This window comes from Sorangium sp. So ce117 (assembly GCF_051524395.1).
GTDB lineage: Bacteria > Myxococcota_A > Polyangia > Polyangiales > Polyangiaceae > Sorangium > Sorangium cellulosum_B.
Genome location: NZ_CP150309.1, coordinates 1,212,687 through 1,230,796 on the forward strand (window position 1 = coordinate 1,212,687; position 18,110 = coordinate 1,230,796).

The 18,110-nt window shown below is 71.3% G+C and carries 14 protein-coding genes; 9 read left to right on the forward strand and 5 right to left on the reverse strand.

What is annotated here, in order from left to right; all coding sequences use genetic code 11:
- Positions 1-49: 49 nt before the first annotated feature.
- The 3 genes from WMF46_RS04505 to WMF46_RS04515 all read left to right on the forward strand — a co-directional run bounded on the left by WMF46_RS04505 (position 50) and on the right by WMF46_RS04515 (position 3,276).
- Positions 50-1,426 carry a serine/threonine protein kinase gene (locus tag WMF46_RS04505; RefSeq protein WP_437984465.1) on the forward strand — a complete coding sequence of 459 codons (1,377 nt, stop codon included), beginning with the start codon at positions 50-52 and terminating at the stop codon, positions 1,424-1,426.
- 36 nt (positions 1,427-1,462) lie between these two features.
- Positions 1,463-2,638: a serine/threonine-protein kinase gene (locus WMF46_RS04510; RefSeq protein WP_437984466.1), complete on the forward strand. Its 1,176-nt coding sequence runs from the start codon at positions 1,463-1,465 to the stop codon at positions 2,636-2,638.
- 128 nt (positions 2,639-2,766) lie between these two features.
- A complete protein-coding gene (locus WMF46_RS04515) occupies positions 2,767-3,276 on the forward strand; it encodes a hypothetical protein (protein WP_437984467.1) in 510 nt (169 codons plus the stop codon).
- A gap of 267 nt (positions 3,277-3,543) precedes the next feature.
- Here WMF46_RS04515 and WMF46_RS04520 read toward each other — a convergent pair whose 3' ends face one another.
- Positions 3,544-3,765, reverse strand: coding sequence for a DUF465 domain-containing protein (locus WMF46_RS04520; protein ID WP_437549698.1), 222 nt, complete (start codon positions 3,763-3,765; stop codon positions 3,544-3,546).
- A 339-nt stretch (positions 3,766-4,104) separates the two neighbouring features.
- Between WMF46_RS04520 and WMF46_RS04525 the strand changes: the two genes are divergently transcribed.
- The gene (locus tag WMF46_RS04525) at positions 4,105-5,277 is read left to right on the forward strand and encodes a tetratricopeptide repeat protein (RefSeq protein ID WP_437984468.1); all 1,173 of its coding nucleotides are present in this window, start codon (positions 4,105-4,107) and stop codon (positions 5,275-5,277) included.
- 36 nt (positions 5,278-5,313) lie between these two features.
- Here WMF46_RS04525 and WMF46_RS04530 read toward each other — a convergent pair whose 3' ends face one another.
- Positions 5,314-6,450, reverse strand: coding sequence for a vWA domain-containing protein (locus WMF46_RS04530; RefSeq protein ID WP_437984469.1), 1,137 nt, complete (start codon positions 6,448-6,450; stop codon positions 5,314-5,316).
- 633 nt (positions 6,451-7,083) lie between these two features.
- Between WMF46_RS04530 and WMF46_RS04535 the strand changes: the two genes are divergently transcribed.
- Positions 7,084-8,436 (forward strand): hypothetical protein, encoded by a 1,353-nt coding sequence (locus WMF46_RS04535; RefSeq protein WP_437984470.1) that lies wholly within the window; start codon positions 7,084-7,086, stop codon positions 8,434-8,436.
- Between the two features lie 82 nt (positions 8,437-8,518).
- Here WMF46_RS04535 and tmk read toward each other — a convergent pair whose 3' ends face one another.
- Both tmk and panC read right to left on the reverse strand, forming a co-directional pair.
- On the reverse strand, positions 8,519-9,217 hold the full coding sequence (gene tmk, locus WMF46_RS04540; protein WP_437549702.1) for a dTMP kinase: 699 nt from the start codon (positions 9,215-9,217) through the stop codon (positions 8,519-8,521).
- Positions 9,218-10,108 (reverse strand): pantoate--beta-alanine ligase, encoded by an 891-nt coding sequence (panC, locus tag WMF46_RS04545; protein ID WP_437984471.1) that lies wholly within the window; start codon positions 10,106-10,108, stop codon positions 9,218-9,220.
- A 193-nt stretch (positions 10,109-10,301) separates the two neighbouring features.
- On the opposite strand from panC, the gene ppk1 reads away from it, so the two are divergent.
- Positions 10,302-12,515, forward strand: coding sequence for a polyphosphate kinase 1 (gene ppk1 / locus WMF46_RS04550; protein WP_437914890.1), 2,214 nt, complete (start codon positions 10,302-10,304; stop codon positions 12,513-12,515).
- 78 nt (positions 12,516-12,593) lie between these two features.
- On the opposite strand, the gene WMF46_RS04555 is transcribed toward ppk1, so the two are convergent.
- Complete coding sequence (locus tag WMF46_RS04555; RefSeq protein WP_437984472.1) at positions 12,594-13,376, reverse strand: hypothetical protein; 783 nt, start codon at positions 13,374-13,376, stop codon at positions 12,594-12,596.
- Positions 13,377-14,777: 1,401 nt separating this feature from the next.
- Between WMF46_RS04555 and rpsL the strand changes: the two genes are divergently transcribed.
- From rpsL to fusA, 3 genes are all read left to right on the forward strand, one after another.
- Complete coding sequence (gene rpsL / locus WMF46_RS04560; protein ID WP_012233473.1) at positions 14,778-15,176, forward strand: 30S ribosomal protein S12; 399 nt, start codon at positions 14,778-14,780, stop codon at positions 15,174-15,176.
- A gap of 36 nt (positions 15,177-15,212) precedes the next feature.
- Positions 15,213-15,683 (forward strand): 30S ribosomal protein S7, encoded by a 471-nt coding sequence (gene rpsG, locus WMF46_RS04565; RefSeq protein ID WP_012233474.1) that lies wholly within the window; start codon positions 15,213-15,215, stop codon positions 15,681-15,683.
- A 304-nt stretch (positions 15,684-15,987) separates the two neighbouring features.
- A complete protein-coding gene (gene fusA, locus WMF46_RS04570) occupies positions 15,988-18,102 on the forward strand; it encodes an elongation factor G (RefSeq protein ID WP_437984473.1) in 2,115 nt (704 codons plus the stop codon).
- Positions 18,103-18,110 lie beyond the last annotated feature (8 nt).

Here is an 18,110-nt window from a genome sequence, read left to right on the forward strand (position 1 = left end):
CGACCGCGAACCGCTGCGTCCGGCTGGGAACCACGGTACGCTGCCGCTCGTGTCGGACGATCTCCAGGGCTCCCTCCCGGCCGGCAAGATCATCGCCGGGCGCTTCCGGATCGAGCGCCTCATCGGCCGCGGCGGGATGGGCGAGGTGTACGCGGCCAGGAACGTCGGCACCGGGCGCGACGTCGCGCTCAAGATGATCCGCGGCGTCGTCGACGCCGCGCAGACCCGGCGCTTCCTCCGCGAGGCCAAGGCGGCGACCGCGATCCAGCACCCGAACGTGATCGAGGTGCTCGACGTCTTCGAGGAGGACCACGCGCCCGTGATGGTCATGGAGCTGCTCCGCGGCGAGCCGCTCTCCGGGCTGCGCAAGCGCAGGGGCGCCCTGCAGCTGTTCGAGGCGGCGCGCCTCCTCGTGCCGGTCGCCTCCGCGCTCCGCGCCGCGCACGAGAAGGGGATCGTGCACCGCGACCTCAAGCCGGACAACATCTTCCTCTCGGAGCCGCAGGCCGGCGGGTGCGTGCCCAAGGTGCTGGACTTCGGGATCGCCAAGGTGCTCGACCCGACCTCCATCAGCTCGGAGACGCAGGGAGGCAACACCAGCACCGGCTCGATCCTCGGGACGCCTCATTACATGTCGTTCGAGCAGGCGATGAGCGAGAAGGACATCGATCATCGCGCGGACATCTGGGCGATGGGCGTCATCCTCTTCGAGGCGCTCACCGGCCGGAGGCCGCTCGAGTTCGAGAACCTCGGCGAGATGTACACGGCGTTCCTGCAGCGCGAGGTGCCGTCGATCCGCTCGGCCGTGCCCGACCTGCCCGCGGACGTCGCCGGGGTGCTCGACCGCTGCCTGCAAAAGCGGCGTGAGGATCGGCTCGACGATCTGGGGCCGCTCGTCGAGGTACTCGGCCGCTACACCGATCCCACGTCGGCGGGCGCGCTCGCGGGAGGCAAGGTCGTCGGCGCGCTCGCGCCGCTCGCCGCGTCTCCGAGCTCGGGAGCCGTCGCGGCGCCTCCGGCCCTCGCGGCCCCCGGCGGGCGCGCGAGATCGCTGAAGAGGGCGTTCGCGTTCGCGGCGCTCCTCGCGGTGGCCTTCGTGGCGGCGCTCGCTGCGCTCCGCCCCCCGCCGCTGGGCGGGCCTGCCGCTCCGGTCCCCGTCTCGGCGGAAGCGGTGGTGGAGCCGCCGCCCGCGGCGGTCGCGGTGCCTCCAGCATCCATGCCGAGCTCGCCCGCTCCGCCCCCTCCCGCTCGGGACGCGCCTGCGGTCGCGGGCGTCGCGCCCTCCGCTGCGTCGTCGTCCAGGCGGCCCTCACCGAGCGCGCTCTCTGGCACGCTGAAGGCGCCGGCGACACCGGCGACACCGCCGCCGGAGCCGTCGGCGCCGACGACGCAAGCGCGGGGGATCGTCGATCAACTCCCGTACTGACGGCGAGCGCGCCCCGCGTTACCCTGCTCCCGCGCCATGGAAGGTCAACGCATCGCCGGGAAGTACCGCCTTGCCCGGCTCCTCGGCAGGGGCGGAATGGGCTCGGTGTGGCTGGCAGAGCACCTGTCGCTGCGCACGCCGGTGGCCATCAAGCTCATCGACGTCGAGACCGCGAAGAACGCGACCGCCCGGGCGCGCTTCGACCGTGAGGCGCAGATCGCGGCGCGGATCCGCAGCGCCCATGTGGTCAAGGTGCTCGACCATGGCCTCACCGACGATGGATTACCGTACATCGCGATGGAGTGTCTGGCGGGCGAGAGCCTGCGCGATCGCCTCTCCGCGCGCCGGCGCCTGACGCCGGCGGAGACGGCGACGATCGTCTCTCACGTCTGCCGCGCCCTCTCGCGCGCCCACGAGGTCGGGCTCGTCCATCGCGACATCAAGCCGGAGAACCTCTTTATCGCGCGCGAGGATGATGGGGAGATCGTCAAGATCCTCGACTTCGGCGTGGCGAAGGTGACAGACGCGCTCGCCATCACCGGCATGGATCCCACGCGCACGGGGGCGCTCCTCGGGACGCCCTACTACATGAGCCCGGAGCAGGCGAAAGGCCTGAAGAGCGTCGATCACCGGTCCGATCTCTGGTCCCTGGGCGTCGTGGTCTACGAGTGTCTCACGGGGGAACGTCCTTTCACCGCCCCGGCGCTCGGGCCGCTCATCGCCAAGATCCTGGGCACGCCCCCGCCCGCGCTGACCGCGGCGGCGCCGGGCGCTGGCATCCCGGTGGAGGTCGAGGCCTGGATGCGGAAGGCGCTCGCCGTCGAGCCGGACGCGCGCTTCGCCTCGGCCCGGGAGCTCTCCGAGGCGTTCATGGTGGCGTCGGGCGTCGCCGACTCGATGGATCGCGGCTCCTCCGCGGGCCTCCCGGACGGCAAGCCGCCCTCGGCCGTGCGCCCCCCTGTCGGGATGTGGGAGACAGGCGACACGGTGGCCTTGCCCTCGAGCGACGGGCAGGCGCCGGTCGCCGCTGCGCCGCAGCCCCCGGCTGCGCCGCAGCCCCCGGTCGCCCCCCTGTCGTCGGCGACGGGGCCGGGCGCGGTCGCGGCCGCGCGCCCTGTTGCGCCCGCGCGCGGCCTCGTCTGGGCGGTCGTCCTGCTGGCGATCGCGCTGCTCGCGGTGAGCGGCGTGCTCGCCGCGACGCTCCTGCGCTGACGGCGATCCGCTGGATGCCGAGCGCCGCGCGGCGGCGAGGCCTGCGTCAGCGGCCAGCGCGGCGCGTGGTGTGTGGCGCGCTGCCTTCGTGCTTGATCGCCCGGCGACACGGGGGATACCCTGCGCGCATGCGCCGCCTGGTCCCGTGCGTCCTCCTTCTCTCGTCCTTCGCCCTTGCGTCGGGTTGCGCGACCTACACGCAGGATCTCGATCGCGCCCGCAGCCACTACGAGGCGAACCGGTTCGAGCAGGCGCTGGCGCTGTTCCGGGTGCTCGAGCACGATCAGGACTCGTTCTCGGTCCCGGAGCGGGCGCAGTACGCCTACCTCCGGGGCATGACGGACTACCGGCTGGCCGAGCTCGCGCCGCAGGGCACCGGCGTCGCCGATCCGCGCAAGGGCTACCGCGACAACGCGCGCCACTGGCTCGGGCTCGCCGCGGCGACCGAGAAGCTGGCCCCCGGCGGCATCACCAGCGAGCAGAAGAACCGCCTGACCGAGACGCTCGCGGACCTCAACCGCGACGTGTACGGCGGCGCCGAGGCGCTGCCCGAGGGGGGCGCCGCGCCGTCGTCCGACGCTCCCGCGTCGCCCGAGGAGCCGCCGTCGGAGTCGGAGCCGTCGGCGCCCACGCTCTGACCGCCGCGCGCTGACGTCCCCGCTCGTCGCGCCTCGCGGGCATCGAACCGGGGGCGAGCATCGCATTGCGTGCGCGCGTCCCCGCCGGCACGTCCGCCGTGGCGATCGGGCGCGCGCGCGTCCCAGCAGCGCGCGCAGATCCGTGCGACGCGCGCAGCGTGCGAGCGGCCCATTGCGTGGGCGCGCGGGGTGTCTGGAATGGAACGGAAAGGGGCGGGGGGTGCGCCGTGTGTGGCGCAGGATCGAGGGTCGGCGAGGGGTCGCTCGCTACGACAACCGCCGGCGCAGGGATTCGATCTCGTCCTTCGCGGCGAGCTTACGTTTCTTGAGCTGGGCAGCTTCCATTCTCTCCCCCGGTGTCAGGAACGCCCGTCGACCCAGCTGCCTGAGGCGTGAGTCGAGCTCGCGATGACGCGCTTCCGCCATGCTCAGCCGCTGCTCCGTGCCGATTCCAGTCACCGCGCGAGGAGAGATGATCTGATGCTTCATGTGCCCACCTCCAAGGCCCCACAACGGGGCCGTGATGCCTTCGAGGGCCCACAACAGAAGCCCTCGTTCTGATCGTCGCTGGAGAGGAGAACGCCGCCGACCGAGCTACACGCCGAGACAGCGGCCTGATGAACGAATGCGAGATTACCGCAACATGGCGGATCCATGCAGGCTTTTTGTCGGGCGAGGCCATTCTGCAATTTCACAGAGCAGCCGTTTGTAGTCAGGGATTGCCCTACGGCGTACAGCAATCCACCGGTGTCCCGGACGGCCGGGCCGGACTCTCCGTCCATGCACGTTGCGGAACAACCTCGAGCGTGGGGCTATTCTTCCCCGGCAATGTCGACTTCCTGCGCCACCACGGTCGCCCTTCTGGCCCTTGCGGTCGTCCTGGGCGGATGCACTTCGGAGGCCAACGTGCCGGCGCCGGCGCGATCGCCGCAGCCGGCCTCGGCGCGCGCGCCGGTCGAGCTCGCGCCGGTCGTCGTGTCGCCTTACTCGGACGCCGAGCTCGCGGCGGAGTTCGAGCGGGCGCGCGCGCTGCTCCTGGCCGACAAGGCGCGTGAGGCGGCGCCCCTGTTCGAGCGGCTCGCCCGCCTCTCGCCGGGCGGCGAGGTCGCGCCCCCGAGCCTGTTCAACGCCGGGCTCGCGCACGAGGCGCTCGGCGACCGCGCGCTCGCGGCCGAGCGCTACCGCGAGGTCACGCAGCGCTTCCCGGACCACGCGGTCGCGCGCGGCGCGCTCTTCCGGCTCGCGCGCGCGGCGGCCGCCCTCGAGCGGTGGCCCGAGCTCGTCGAGGTGTCGCGCCGCCTGCTCCGCCTCGGCGATCTGAGCGTGCTGGAGGCGATCGAGGCGCGCGGCGCGCTCGCGCTCGGCCTGGTCGAGCAGGATCTCGTGGAGGAGGCGGCGCGTCAGGTCGCGCTCGCGCGCGATCTCATCGAGGAGCACCGGCTGGGCGAGTCCGGCAAGCCGCCGATCGAGCTCGCGCAGGTGAGCTTCGCGCTCGGCGAGGTGCGGCGGCGCCGGAGCGAGGCGATCTCCTTCGTGCCTGTGCCGGCGAGCTTCGCCGAGGCGCTCGAGCGCCGCTGCCAGGGGCTGCTCGACGCGCAGAGCGCCTACACCGAGGCCATGCGCAGCCTCGACGCCCACTGGTCGGCGATGGCGGGTTACCGCATCGGGCAGCTCTACAAGGAGCTCCACCGCGACGTGATGCAGGTCCCGCCGCCGCGGAGCGCCGACACCCCGAGGGAGAGGCAGCTGTTCGAGGGGGCGATGCGCCTGCGCTACCGCGTGCTCCTGGAGAAGGGGCAGAAGATGCTCGCCGGCACCGTGCGCCTCGGCGACCGCACCGGGGAGTCGTCGGCGTGGGTCCTCCGCGCCCGCGACGCGCAGCGCGAGATAGAGCTCGCGCTCGCCGACGAGCAGGCGGCCCTGGCGAGGCTCCCGTTCACCGAGGCCGAGCTCCTCGCCGCGCTCGACGCCCTGAAGGCGGCGGCGCCGAAGCGGCCGTGAGCCCCGCGCGGGCGGCGGGTGTGGGGCCCGCGCGGCTCAGTTCAGCGTCGGCGCGCACCCGAAGAGCACGTCGAGCTCCGCGCGCACCTCGTGTTGCACCGTCGTGCAGGACGCGGGGCAGAGGATGATCTTCTTCGGGAGCACCTCGTTGTCGTAATACCACCCCGGCCCCGTGCCGCAGTCCGCTGCATCGTCCGCCTTCGGGACCTCCAGCGGGCTCGCGCTCTCGGGCGCGAACCTGACCGCGACCCGGCTCGTGTCGAGGACGGCGCCCGCGGGCGGCGCGGGGATGAGGAGCTCGCACGGGAGCGCCGACGCGCGGATCTCGGCCATCTTCGCCGAGAACGCCGTGATGTCCGCCGTGACGTCGAACGCGCGGGTCGTCCCGCCGGCGGCGGCGATCTGGTCCAGGTTGGTGAGCGTCGAGCCTTGCACCGCGACGACGTAGGTCTGGACGCCGTTGTAGCGGAGGGCCCTCTGCGCCATCTCCGCGGTGCTCGCGACGGTGTTTCCGGAGCAGCCCGAGGGATCGCCGTCGGTCGCGAGCACCACGATCACCTTGTGGGAAGGGTTCGCGTCCTTGTAGGCGGTCGCGTTCATGAGCACCCCCTGGAGCGCCGGGCGCATGGGCGTCCCGCCGCCCGGCGAGGTGCTCTGGATGGAGGCGGTGAGCTCCGGCGTGTTCACCGGCAGCTCGCCGATGGCGACCGCGAGCTCGTCGTAGCTCGTGTGGTTGCAGTCGCTCTGCCCATTGCTGCTCCGCGGGAAGTAGGTCAGCCCCACGTTCATCCCGGCCGAGGCGGCGTCGGTCACGAACGCCGAGAGCGCGTTCGTGACGCCGACCCATTTCGAGCCGAGCATGCTGCCGGATCGGTCGAGCAGGATGAGCATATCGAGCGGCAGGAGCGTGGCCTCCGCGCTCGCCTGGGCGCAGGAGGACCCCTCCCCGAGGCCGCCCTCGCCGGCGCCGCCGAGCCCACCCCCCTCGCCGAGCGACGTGTCTCCGCTCGCGCTGCTCACGCCGAACGAGCCGCCGCCTCCGCTCGCGGCGTCATCCGGCCGGGGGATCCTCGCCGGCTTCTCGTCCTCGGTGGCCGCGCAGCCGCTCGACTGCGCCGCGATCCCGGCGGCGACGAGGAAAGGGGCAAACACGAAATGACGTCGGAAGGACATCTCTGCGCTCCTCTGAAAATGGGCGCGACGTGGCTCGCTGCCGCGGGGCTCACGCGCGAAGTGGTCTGTCTATCGAGGGGTGGCCGAGCTCCGAGACGATCTCGTCAGTGTATGCAGCTCTCGATCGAGGCGCGATAGGGGCTCTCCGGTTTGTAAGCCCGGCTCGTGTCGTGCTGTCGTTGCTCTCTCTTCTTTCGTCGCTTGTCGCGGCTCTCGTCGCTTGTCGCAGCTCTCGTTGCTTGTCGCAGCTCTCGTCGCACTCATGGTCTCGTGCGCGCGCCGGCGCGGCGGGGCCCGACGTCTTTGCTCGTCGCTGATCGCGCCGACCGTTCCGGGTGCTCGCGCGCCGGAACATCATGTTTCCTTGCGCAGCCGCGAAGGACGCGTAATTCCCACGAGGTGCGTCACGCTTGCTGGAAAGAGGCGAACATGACTAGGTGGATTCCATGGGTAGTTTCCGCTGTCGCCCTGACGGATCTCGGCTGTTCGACTGCGACATCCGCGGGCAGCTCGGGCCCGGCGGGGGCCGGCGGCGCCGCTGGGGCGGCTGTCTCGAGCGGAGGGGGCGGCGCAGGCGGCGACGGCGCGCCGTGCCGGATCGACTGCTCGCTCGTTCCGACCTCGCAATGTGTCATGGCCGTCTGCAACGAGGCGACGCGTGATTGCGAGCTCGTCCCCAGCGCGGGCGGGGAGCCCTGTGACGACAGGGACGCCTGCACGGTCGGCGAGGTGTGCGAGGAGGGGGTCTGTCAGGGCGGGGCCCAGGAGGACTGCGGCCTCGCGCCGGACGCCTGTCACGTGGTCACGTGCGTCGACGCGGGCGGCGCGCCTCGCTGCGGGGTGGAGCCGAGGGCGAACGGGGTCCCGTGCGCGACGGAAGACCGCTGTCTCCTCGACGCGGCGTGCCTGGACGGCGCCTGCGTCGGGACGCCGCGGGACTGCTTCTTCTTCCACATACCGGACTCCTGTCATGTTGGTGCGTGCGACCCGGCCACCGGTGCGTGCGAGGCGGTTCCGGGGAACGAGGGGGCGCCGTGCGCGGACTCCGGCGATCTCTGCATGGTCGGCAAGACCTGCCAGAGCGGCCGTTGCGAGGGGGGCGTCCCGAAGGACTGCAGCGCGCTGAGCGTCGGGTGCAACGATGGCGCCTGTGATCCGGGCTCTGGCAATTGCTATGCTGAGCCGATCGGACAGGGCGGCGCCTGCCTCTCTGGGACCGACGAGTGCAATCGTGGCGTCTGTGACGAGAGCGGCGCCTGTATTTCCATCCCCACCCCGGGGGAGTCGTGCCTCTCGCAGGCGGTCGGTTGCACGCGCGGCGTCTGCAGCGAGGCCGGGGTGTGCACGGCGCGCCCGGTTCCCGACGGCGGGGTCTGCATCGACAGCGACTCGTGCACCGTGGGGGAGTCCTGCCTGGCTGGCGTCTGTCAGGGCGGCGCCGCCGCGGCGGCGCCGGTGGTCTATTTCCGGGATACGTTCGAGAGCGACGGGGCCGGATGGGAGCTCGGTCCGACCTGGCAGATCGGCGCGGCGAAGGCGTCAACCGGGCAGACCTACGGGCACGCCGATCCGGCGCTCGATCACACGGCGACGTCCGACAACGGGGTGGCCGGCGTGGTCATCGGAGGGAACGCGCCTCTCGGGGTCCACCCGTACTTCTACCTGACGAGCCCGGTCGTCAACGCCGATGTCGCGGGCGGCGTGTACCTGACGTTCTGGCGTCTCCTGAACAGCGATGAGGCGCCTCACATGACGAACCGCGTCGAGGTCTATGACGGCGTCCGCTGGAAGGTGCTCTTCGAGTCGGGGGCGTACCCGGGTGTCCGCGACTCGGCCTGGACGAAGGTCGTCCATGACCTGACGCCCTACAAGAACGCCGGCCTGCGCGTCCGCTTCGGCTACGAGATCGGGCGGGAAGCCTTCGTCGATACCGTGTCGAGCTGGAACGTCGACGATGTGGAGATCGCGAACGCGGCTTGCCCGTAGAGCCCGCGACGGGGGCGCGGGGAGGCTCAGGGACCTTGCGCCCTCGGCAGCTCGACTCCGATGTTCGAGCGGAGGCTCTGGCTCACCGCTCCACGACGGCCGAGAGCGCCGCCGTGATCGCCCGGGCGACCTCGTCGACCGCGCCATCCCCGTCGATATGGATGACCCTGTCCCCCGGGACGAGCTCCTCCGCCCGGCGGTATGCCTCCGCGAGCCGCGCCTGCAGCTCGGTCTTCTCGAACAGCTCCTCCGCCCCCCCGCGGCCGCGGCGGCGCTTCTCGGCGATCTCGGGCGCCACGTCGATCACCACCGTGACGTCGGGCCTCAGGGCGTGGCGGTTGAGCTCACGGATCCATTCGACGATCGCCCCGGAGCCCGCCCCGTCCTCGCCCGCCGTCGTGGACTGGTAGGCCAGGCTCGACAGGTCGTAGCGATCCGAGATCACGACGTACCCGTCGCGGAGGAGCGGCTCGACCTCGGCGCCGAGGTGATCGAGGCGATCGGCCGAGAAGAGGAGCGCCATGATCTCCGCCTGTCGGGCGCCGGGGAGCGAGATCCGGTGGGTCAGGACCTGCCGGAGCAGCGCGCCCACCGGCCCGGCGCTCGGCTCTCGGGTGACGTGCACCATGCGCCGCGCCGCCCTGAGGTGCGCCGCGTAGCGCTCGGCCTGCGTGCTCGTGCCGGCGCCGTCGATGCCCTCGAACACCACGAAGACGCCACGGCCGGCCTCCCCCGCCGGGCGCGACGCGGGGCTCTCTTGCCCACCTCTCGTCTTCGGCATCTAGCTCGCCTCCTCGCTCGACTCCGCGACGGGCGGCGCGTCCTCCCCGAGCACGACGTTGTCGATGAGCCGCGTCGTCCCGACGCGGACGGCGACCGCCAGCAGCGCCCGATCGCCGATCGCCGCGGAGTCGCTCCAGATCGCCAGGGACTCGGGATCGGCGAGGTCCACGTAATCGACGCTCGTCGCGGCGGCCGCGAGGCGCGCGCGCGCGGGCTCGAGGAGCGCCGCGGCGCGCCGCTCGCCGCGGGCGAAGGCGCGGCACGCGCCGGCGAGGGCGAGCGGGATGGCGCGCGCCGCGCGCCGCTGCTCGGGAGAGAGGTAGGCGTTCCGCGACGACATCGCGAGGCCGTCCGGCTCGCGCACCGTCGTGGCACCGACGATCTCGACGGGGAGGAACAGGTCGGCGACGAGCCGCCGGATGACCTGGAGCTGCTGGTAGTCCTTCCGGCCGAAGACGGCGACGCACGGGCCAGCGAGCGAGAGCAGCTTCGTCACCACGGTGGCGACGCCCTCGAAGTGCACGGGCCGATGGACGCCGCAGAGCGGGCCCGCGGTCGCGCCGACGCGCACGCGCGTCTCCTCGCCGGGCGGGTACATCGCCGCGACGTCCGGCGCGAACACGCCGTCGGCGCCGGCCTCCGCGCAGGCGGCGAGGTCTCGCTCGAGCGTCCGCGGGTAGCGCGCCAGGTCTTCCCCCGCGCCGAACTGGGTCGGGTTGACGAAGATGGTCACGGCCACGAAGTCCGTCCTCCGCCGCGCCTCCGTGATCAAGGCGAGGTGGCCTGCGTGGAGCGCGCCCATCGTCGGGACGAGGCCGACGCGGCTCCCTCCCGCACGAGCCCGGTCGCACGCCACCCTGAGGTCGCCAGGATGTCGCCAAAACTCCATAGTTGAACCCTATCAGACGTACGGCAAAATCGGAGCTTCGATCATGGTTGACCCGCCGTCCACCCCAGATAACGCCCTCGCTCCCGACTCAGAAGACGACGTCGATTCAGCTCGGGTCGCCGGGCCTGCACCGCGCCCGAGCGGCCCCTCCAGCGCGCGGTCCGGGGGGAGCTCCGCTCCGTCCAGCGGCCCGGTGTCGATATCGGCCGCCCCGGGGGCGATCCCGATCGAGGGGGACCCGACGCACTACCTGAACCGCGAGCTCTCGTGGCTCGAGTTCAACGCGCGGGTGCTGGCGGAGGCCAGGTCGCACGAGGTGCCGCTGTTCGAGCGCCTCAAGTTCCTGAGCATCTTCTTCTCCAACCTCGACGAGTTCTTCATGGTGCGCGTCGCCGGCCTCCAGGCGCAGACGCAGCGCACGATCGCCGAGGTCCCGCCGGACGGGCTCACGCCCCACGAGCAGCTCGTGGCGATCAGCGCTCGGGTCCACGCGCTCGTCGATGACGCCTACCAGCTGTGGCACTCGGATCTGATCCCGGCGCTCCAGCGCGCCGGCATCGTGATCGTCCGGCCCGATGAGCTCGACGCGACCGAGCTCGGCGCGCTCGACGAGCGGTTCCGCACGGACATCTTCCCGATCCTCACGCCGATCGCGATCGACCCGGGGCACCCGTTCCCGCACCTGCGCAACAAGATGATCAACCTCGGGATCATGTTCTCCCGGGAGCATGAAGCGCAGGAGCCCGGCTTCGCGGTCATCCAGGTGCCGCCGGGGCTGAGCCGGCTGATGCGGGTCCGCGTGGAGGGCGCGACGCGCGCGTTCGTCCTGCTCGAGGACGTGATCGCCCGGCACGTGAAGGATTTCTTCCCCTCGGGCAGGCTGCGCGGCACGTACCCCTTCCGCGTCACCCGGAACTGGGACCTCGAGATCGACGAGGAGGAAGGCGAGGACCTGCTCGAGACGATCCAGGCCGAGCTCCGCCGGCGCGATCGCGGCAACGCCGTGCGCCTGGAGATCGGCTTCGGCGAGGGCGCCGGCACCTCGGTCCAGCGGCTCTGCCGTGCGCTCAAGGTCGACGCGTCGCACGCCGTCTACCGGGTGCCTGGGCCGCTCCACATCGCCGACCTCATGGGCATCGTCGCGGACGACGAGCGCCGCGAGTACCGGGACGAGCCGTTCGCGCCGCAGGTCCCGCCGCTCTTCCGGGACGTCGAGGACATCTTCGCCGTCATCCGGGAGCAGGACGTGCTCCTGCACCACCCCTACGAGTCGTTCGATCCGATCGCGGAGTTCGTCTCCCGCGCCGCCGACGACCCGAACGTGCTCGCGATCAAGCAGACGCTCTACAGGACCGGCGGCGACTCGCCGATCCTGAAGGCGCTCGCGCGCGCGGCCGAGAGCGGCAAGCAGGTGACGGCCATCGTCGAGCTGAAGGCGCGGTTCGACGAGGCGAGCAACATCCAGTGGGCGAGGACGCTCGAGCAGAGCGGCGTGCAGGTGATCTACGGCCTGCTCGGGCTGAAGACGCACGCGAAGGCGCTGCTCGTGGTCCGGCGCGAGAAGGACAAGCTGCGCCGCTACGTGCACCTGTCGACGGGCAACTACAACCCGCAGACCGCGCGGCTCTACACCGACATCGGCCTGTTCACGGCGAACCGGGAGATCGGCGAGGACATGACGTCGCTCTTCAACCTGCTGACCGGCTACAGCGCGCCGCCCAAGTGGAACCGCCTCCTCGTGGCGCCGCTCGGCCTGCACGAGGCGGTGCTGGGCCTCATCGCGCGCGAGGAGGCCCACGCGCGGGCCGGGCGCAAGGCGGAGATCGTGGCGCAGATGAACGCGCTCGTGGACGTCGACGTCATCGACGCGCTGTACTCGGCGTCGCAGGCCGGGGTCGACATCAAGCTCGCCGTGCGCGGCATCTGCTGCCTCCGGCCGGGGATCCCGGGCCTGTCGGAGCGGATCCAGGTGCGCGCGATCATCGATCGATTCCTCGAGCACAAGCGCCTGTTCCGGTTCGCGAACGGCGGCAGCGAGGAGATCTACATGTCGAGCGCCGACTGGATGCCGCGCAACTTCCATCGCCGCGTCGAGCTGATGATCCCGATCATCGAGCCCGCCACCCGCGCGCGCGTGGAGGACATGCTGAACACCGTGATGTCCGACACGGCGAAGACCTGGGAGCTCGCGAGCGACGGCAGCTACCACAAGCTCCAGCAGCCCGCCGGCGCCCCCCAGCTGCGGTCGCAGCACCGCTTCATCGAGCTCGCGCGCGAGCGGGTGAAGCTCAGTGATCCGCTGGCGCGCGGCGGCGGGCGCTTCCACATCCTCCGCATGCCCGCGGGCACGGACGACGGCGGGCCGCGCCACCGCAAGGGCGCCAAGAAGAAGAAGGGTCTGCCCTGAGCGACGACGCGCAGGAGCGGTAGAGGCCTCCCCGCGACCCCGCGCGCGGGGAGGGGAGGATCGGGCGAGGGGAGCCCTTCAGAACTGCGTCTGCAGCGCGGCGGAGCCGGGGCCGAGCGAGAGCGTTGTCTGGGCCGACGCCTTGGGCGTCGCGTCGCTGACCGGCACCTTCTTCCCGCCGATGACCCAGAGCGGGATGCCCACGGCGATCATGATGCCGCCCGCCACGGAGACGAGCGCGCCGGCGAGCTGGCGGCGCCCGTCGGAGCGCGTCTCGCAGATGCCCGTGAAGCCACCGAAATCGCAGTAGATCTCGTATCGGTTGCTCGCCGACGCGAGCAGGCCCGTCCCGGTGAAGAACGCGATCGTGCCGCCGGCGGTGAGCGCGATGCCGCCCAGCATGAGGCCCGGGCTTTTCCGGCGCAGGGGAACCGGGGGCGGAGCAGGCGGGATCTCCGCCGGGGCCACCGGGTAGCCCGGCGGGAGCGGAGGGTAGGCGCCGCCGTACGGAGCGTAGCCGCCCGGGGGACCAGGCGGCGGATAGCCCGGCGAGGCCCCTGGCGGAGCCCGCGGGGCCTCCTGCGGCGGCGCCGGGTAGGGGACCGTCGGGTACGGCGGCGCGGAGGCAGCGGGCGGCGCGGAGGCAGCGGGCGGCGCGGAGGCAGCGGGCGGCGCAGAGGCAGCGGGCAGCGCGGAGGCAGCCGGCGGAGCGGGTTGCGGCGCCGGCTGCGCGCCCGCCGTCGCCGCGGCGAGGAGGCCAGACAGCGCGACGCCGAGCGGCAGGGCGAGCGCCCGCGCGCGGGCGCTCGGCGAGCGGCCCGGCGTTCGAGCGGCGTCGGGCGAAGCATTCAAGCGAAGCATCTCGGGCGTCCTTTCATCACGGCGGTTGCGATCACTCGTGTGGAAGCTCGGCAGGCTTTTGCGTGGGCTCCGGCGGAGGCGTCGCCTCCGCTGCCGGTGTCGCTCTCGCTGCCGGTGTCGCCCCCGCTGCCGGCGTCGCCCCCGCTGTCGGTGTCGCCACGGACGGGGCGGCGGCCGGCTTCGGTGCGCTGGTGCGCTTCTTCGGCGGGGCGGCTGCGGCTGCTCCTGCGGCTGCTCCTGATGGAGAAGCGCTGGCAGCTGTCCCCTTTGGCGAGGCGCCGGCTGCAGCACCCTGCGGGGTTGCAGCGCGCGCCGTCTCCGCTGCGGGCGGTTCGGCGGTGACGATCGTCGGCGGCGACGAGTCGACCGGAGGTGGAGCCGGCAGCTCGTCGGTCGCCGTCGGCGCGGCGGGGGACGCGGTGGACGGCTCCGCGGCGTGGGTCTTTGCCGGAGCGGCTCTCGCGGGCTCCGGCGCGGCGCGCTCTGGGGCGCGGGGGGATTGCGCGGCGAACACGATCACCGCGGCGAGCGCCACGAGGCCCAGGAACACCAGGAGCGCGCGATCTCGCTTTGGCTTCGTCTGTGCGCTTCCGCCGCGCGCTCGCGCGGCCTGCGCCTCGACTCCGCCTCTCCGATGGGATCGATCGCCCGCGTCGCGCGCCCGCGCGGGCTCCGCGCTGCTCGGCGCAGCGGCGCCGCGTGTGCGCGCGCCGCGCGGGTCATCGCCGCTTCGGCTCGCCGTCGGATCGACGCGCGCTACCGAGGGGCCTCGCGCTGTCGCGCTGTCGCCCTGATCGCCGCGCGACGAGGGCCCCGTGTCCACCTCGGACGCAGGCCTCGACGCAGGGCTGCTCTGCGGCGCCTTGCGCCGGCTTTCTTTACGCTGGGCGCGTGAAAGCTTCTTCGCCACGCAGCGACCGTACCGAACAGCAGGCGGGCCGCCAAGGGCCCGCGGCGCATGCCGGCGTCCGACTCGTGCGGCGCGCGCAGGCTCCCGCGCGTCCCGGGAGCCGCAGTCGCACGCCGAGCGCCCCGTCGAACGAGACGCGCACGGACGGCCCCCGCCGCGCGCCGCGCCCACGACGCCCACGAGCCCTTCGCGCGGGGCCGGGACGCGCAGAACACGGCCTCCGCAGGCGCGGCGGGACCGACGCGCCCGACACGAACGATGCCGCGGCTCGGCCAGCGCAACGGACGAGACCGACGCGACCGACGCCAGCGACGTGAACATCGCCGGCGACGTGAACGGCGCGACCGACGCGGCGGGCGCGACGCACGGGATCGACGCGAACGAACGGCACGCTGGCGTATCCAACACGAACGGGTCTCGTCCCGCTTGACATGGGTCGCCTCCTGGGTATCCTGCGCGTCCCCATCCCTCAGGTGGAAATCCGCGTCACTATGCCGACCATCAGCCAGCTCATCCGCCAAGGCCGCGAGGCCGCTCGTTACAAGACGGCCTCACCTGCGCTCAAGTCCTGCCCGCAGCGGCGAGGCGTGTGCGTACGTGTTTACACCACGACGCCGAAGAAGCCCAACTCGGCGCTCCGCAAAGTCTGCCGCGTCAGGCTGAGCAACCAGATGGAAGTGACGAGCTACATCCCGGGCGAAGGCCACAACCTGCAGGAGCACTCGGTCGTCCTCATCCGCGGCGGCCGTGTCAAGGACCTGCCGGGCGTGCGCTACCACGTCGTCCGCGGCACGCTCGACGCGTCCGGCGCTGCCGGGCCCAGCTCCACCAACAAAGCGACCCGCAACCGCAAGCGCTCGAAGTACGGCGTGAAGCGCCCGAAGGCGTGACGGCCTGACCGCGCGAAAGCCAGCAGAGGAACGAAGATGCCCCGTCGTCGCGAAGTCCCGAAGCGGAAGATCATTCCGGACCCGAAGTACAAGGACAAGCTCGTCGCCAAGTTCACGAACTCCCTGATGCAGTCGGGCAAGAAGGCGACTGCCGAGGGGATCCTCTACGGCGCGTTCGACATCGTGCGCGACCGGTTCAAGGAGGAGCCGATCGACGTCTTCCGCAAGGCGCTCGACAACGTGAAGCCGAAGCTCGAGGTGAAGAGCCGGCGCGTCGGCGGCGCGACCTACCAGGTCCCCGTCGAGGTCCGCCCCGAGCGTCGCGTCGCGCTGGCGATGCGTTGGCTCGTGACCTACTCGCGCGGCCGCGGCGAGAAGACGATGCGCGAGCGGCTCGCCGCCGAGCTCGTCGACGCGGCGCAGAACCGTGGCAACGCGGTCAAGAAGCGCGACGACACGCACAAGATGGCGGAGGCCAACAAGGCGTTCGCCCACTATCGCTGGTAGGTCAGCGAGGCCAGCGCAGATCCCGGATCTGCGCTGGTTCGTCATTTCAGGTCCCATCCCCAGGCGAGGAGACGCGTAGAGCGAGATGGCACGGCTGACATAAGGATCGGGTTACAGAGCCGGTCTTCTCGAGGGAGCGCGACAGCGCTCGCCCTCGCGGGACCTAGAAAAGCTGCTGCTGTACCCCGACACCCTCTCCAGGTTCAAGTGCCCGCCACAACAGCGGCGGGCCGGGCTGGAGAGGGTGTTTTGCATCCTGAGTCCGGAAACCTCACCCCACGCATCACACGACGGAGAAGGAAAAGTGGCACGCGAGTACAGCCTGGAACGGACGCGCAACATCGGGATCATGGCCCACATCGATGCGGGCAAGACCACGGTCACCGAGCGCATCCTTTATTACTCGGGTGTCAACTACAAGATCGGCGAGGTCCACGAGGGCGCAGCCACGATGGACTGGATGGTCCAGGAGCAGGAGCGCGGCATCACCATCACGTCCGCCGCGACGAACTGCTTCTGGGCGCCGGAGCAGGGCCCCGAGACGGGCGTCTCTCACCGGATCAACATCATCGACACGCCCGGTCACGTCGACTTCACCATCGAGGTCGAGCGTAGCCTCCGCGTGCTCGACGGCGCGGTGGCGGTGTTCGACGGCGGCAACGGCGTCGAGCCGCAGAGCGAGACGGTGTGGCGGCAGGCGGACAAGTACGGCGTCCCGCGCATCGCGTTCATCAACAAGATGGACAAGGTCGGCGCCGACTTCGACATGTGCGTCGACTCCATCCGCGAGCGCCTCGGCGCGAACCCGGTGGCGATCCACTACCCGCTCGGCGCGGAGGACTCGTTCCGCGGCGTGATCGACCTCGTGACCCTCCGGGCCGCCGTGTTCGACGAGGAGACGAAGGGCCAGCGCTACGACTGGCAGGAGATCCCGGCCGACCTCCTGCCGCGTTGCAAGGAGCTCCGGGAGAGGCTCATCGAGGCGTGCGCCGACTCGAGCGACAAGGTGATGGAGAAGTTCATCGCCGGTGAGATCGACCAGATCACCGAGCAGGAGATCCACGCGGCCATCCGCGCGGGCACCCTCGGCTTCAAGATCGTCCCGGTCCTGTGCGGCTCGGCGTTCAAGAACAAGGGGGTCCAGCTCCTGCTCGACAGCGTTGTGAACTACCTGCCGTCGCCGGTCGAGATCCCGGCCGTCGAGGGGACGCTGCCCGACAAGAAGGAGAAGGTCGTCTCGCGCAAGGCGAGCGACGAAGAGCCGTTCGCGGCGCTGGCGTTCAAGGTCATGAACGACCAGTTCGGCAACCTCACCTTCTTCCGTGTCTACTCGGGCACGACGAAGAGCGGCGTCAGCGTGCTCAACTCGACGCGCGGCAAGCGGGAGCGCTTCGGGCGCATCCTCCGCATGCACGCGAACAAGCGCGAGGAGATCGACGTCTGCTACGCGGGCAACATCTACGCTGCCGTGGGGCTGCGCGACACCCGCACCGGGGACACTCTCTGCGAGGAGAAGAACCCGATCGTGCTGGAGCGGATGGAGTTCCCCGACCCCGTGATCTCGATCGCCATCGAGCCGAAGACCAAGGCCGATCTCGACAAGCTCGGGCTCAGCCTGCAGAAGCTCGCCTACGAGGACCCCTCGTTCCGCACCTTCACGAACGAGGACACGGGCCAGACGATCATCGCCGGGATGGGCGAGCTCCACCTCGAGATCATCGTCGACCGCCTGAAGCGCGAGTTCAAGGTCGACGCCAACGTCGGCAAGCCCGAGGTCGCCTACAAGGAGACCATCTCGAAGAAGGCGACCGACGTGGAGGGGCGCTTCGTCCGGCAGTCGGGCGGGCACGGCCAGTTCGGTCACGTGAGGATCGACATCGAGCCGGCCGAGCGCGGCGCAGGCTTCGTGTTCGAGAACGACATCGTCGGCGGCATCATCCCGAAGGAGTTCATCCCCTCGATCGAGAAGGGCATCCGGGACGCGATGGGCCGCGGCGTGCTCGCCGGCTACCCCGTCGTCGACATCAAGGTGCGGCTCCACTTCGGCAGCTACCACGAGGTCGACTCCTCCGGGCCCGCGTTCGAGGTCGCCGCGTCGATGGCCTTCCAGGACGGCGCCAAGAGGGCGGGGCTCGTGCTCCTCGAGCCGATGATGGCCGTCGAGGTCGTGTCGCCCGAGAACTACCTCGGGGACGTCATCGGAGATCTCAACTCGCGGCGCGGCCGCATCCTCGATATGGGGCAGCGCGCGAACACCCGGGTGATCCGCGCGGAGGTCCCGCTCGCCACCATGTTCGGTTACGCGACCGACGTCCGTTCCAAGACGCAAGGCCGCGCGACCCATTCGATGCAGTTTTCTCATTACGCACCGGTTCCAGCAGCGATCCAGGAAGAGATCGTCGCCAAGCAGCGAGGTTAAAGAGACGC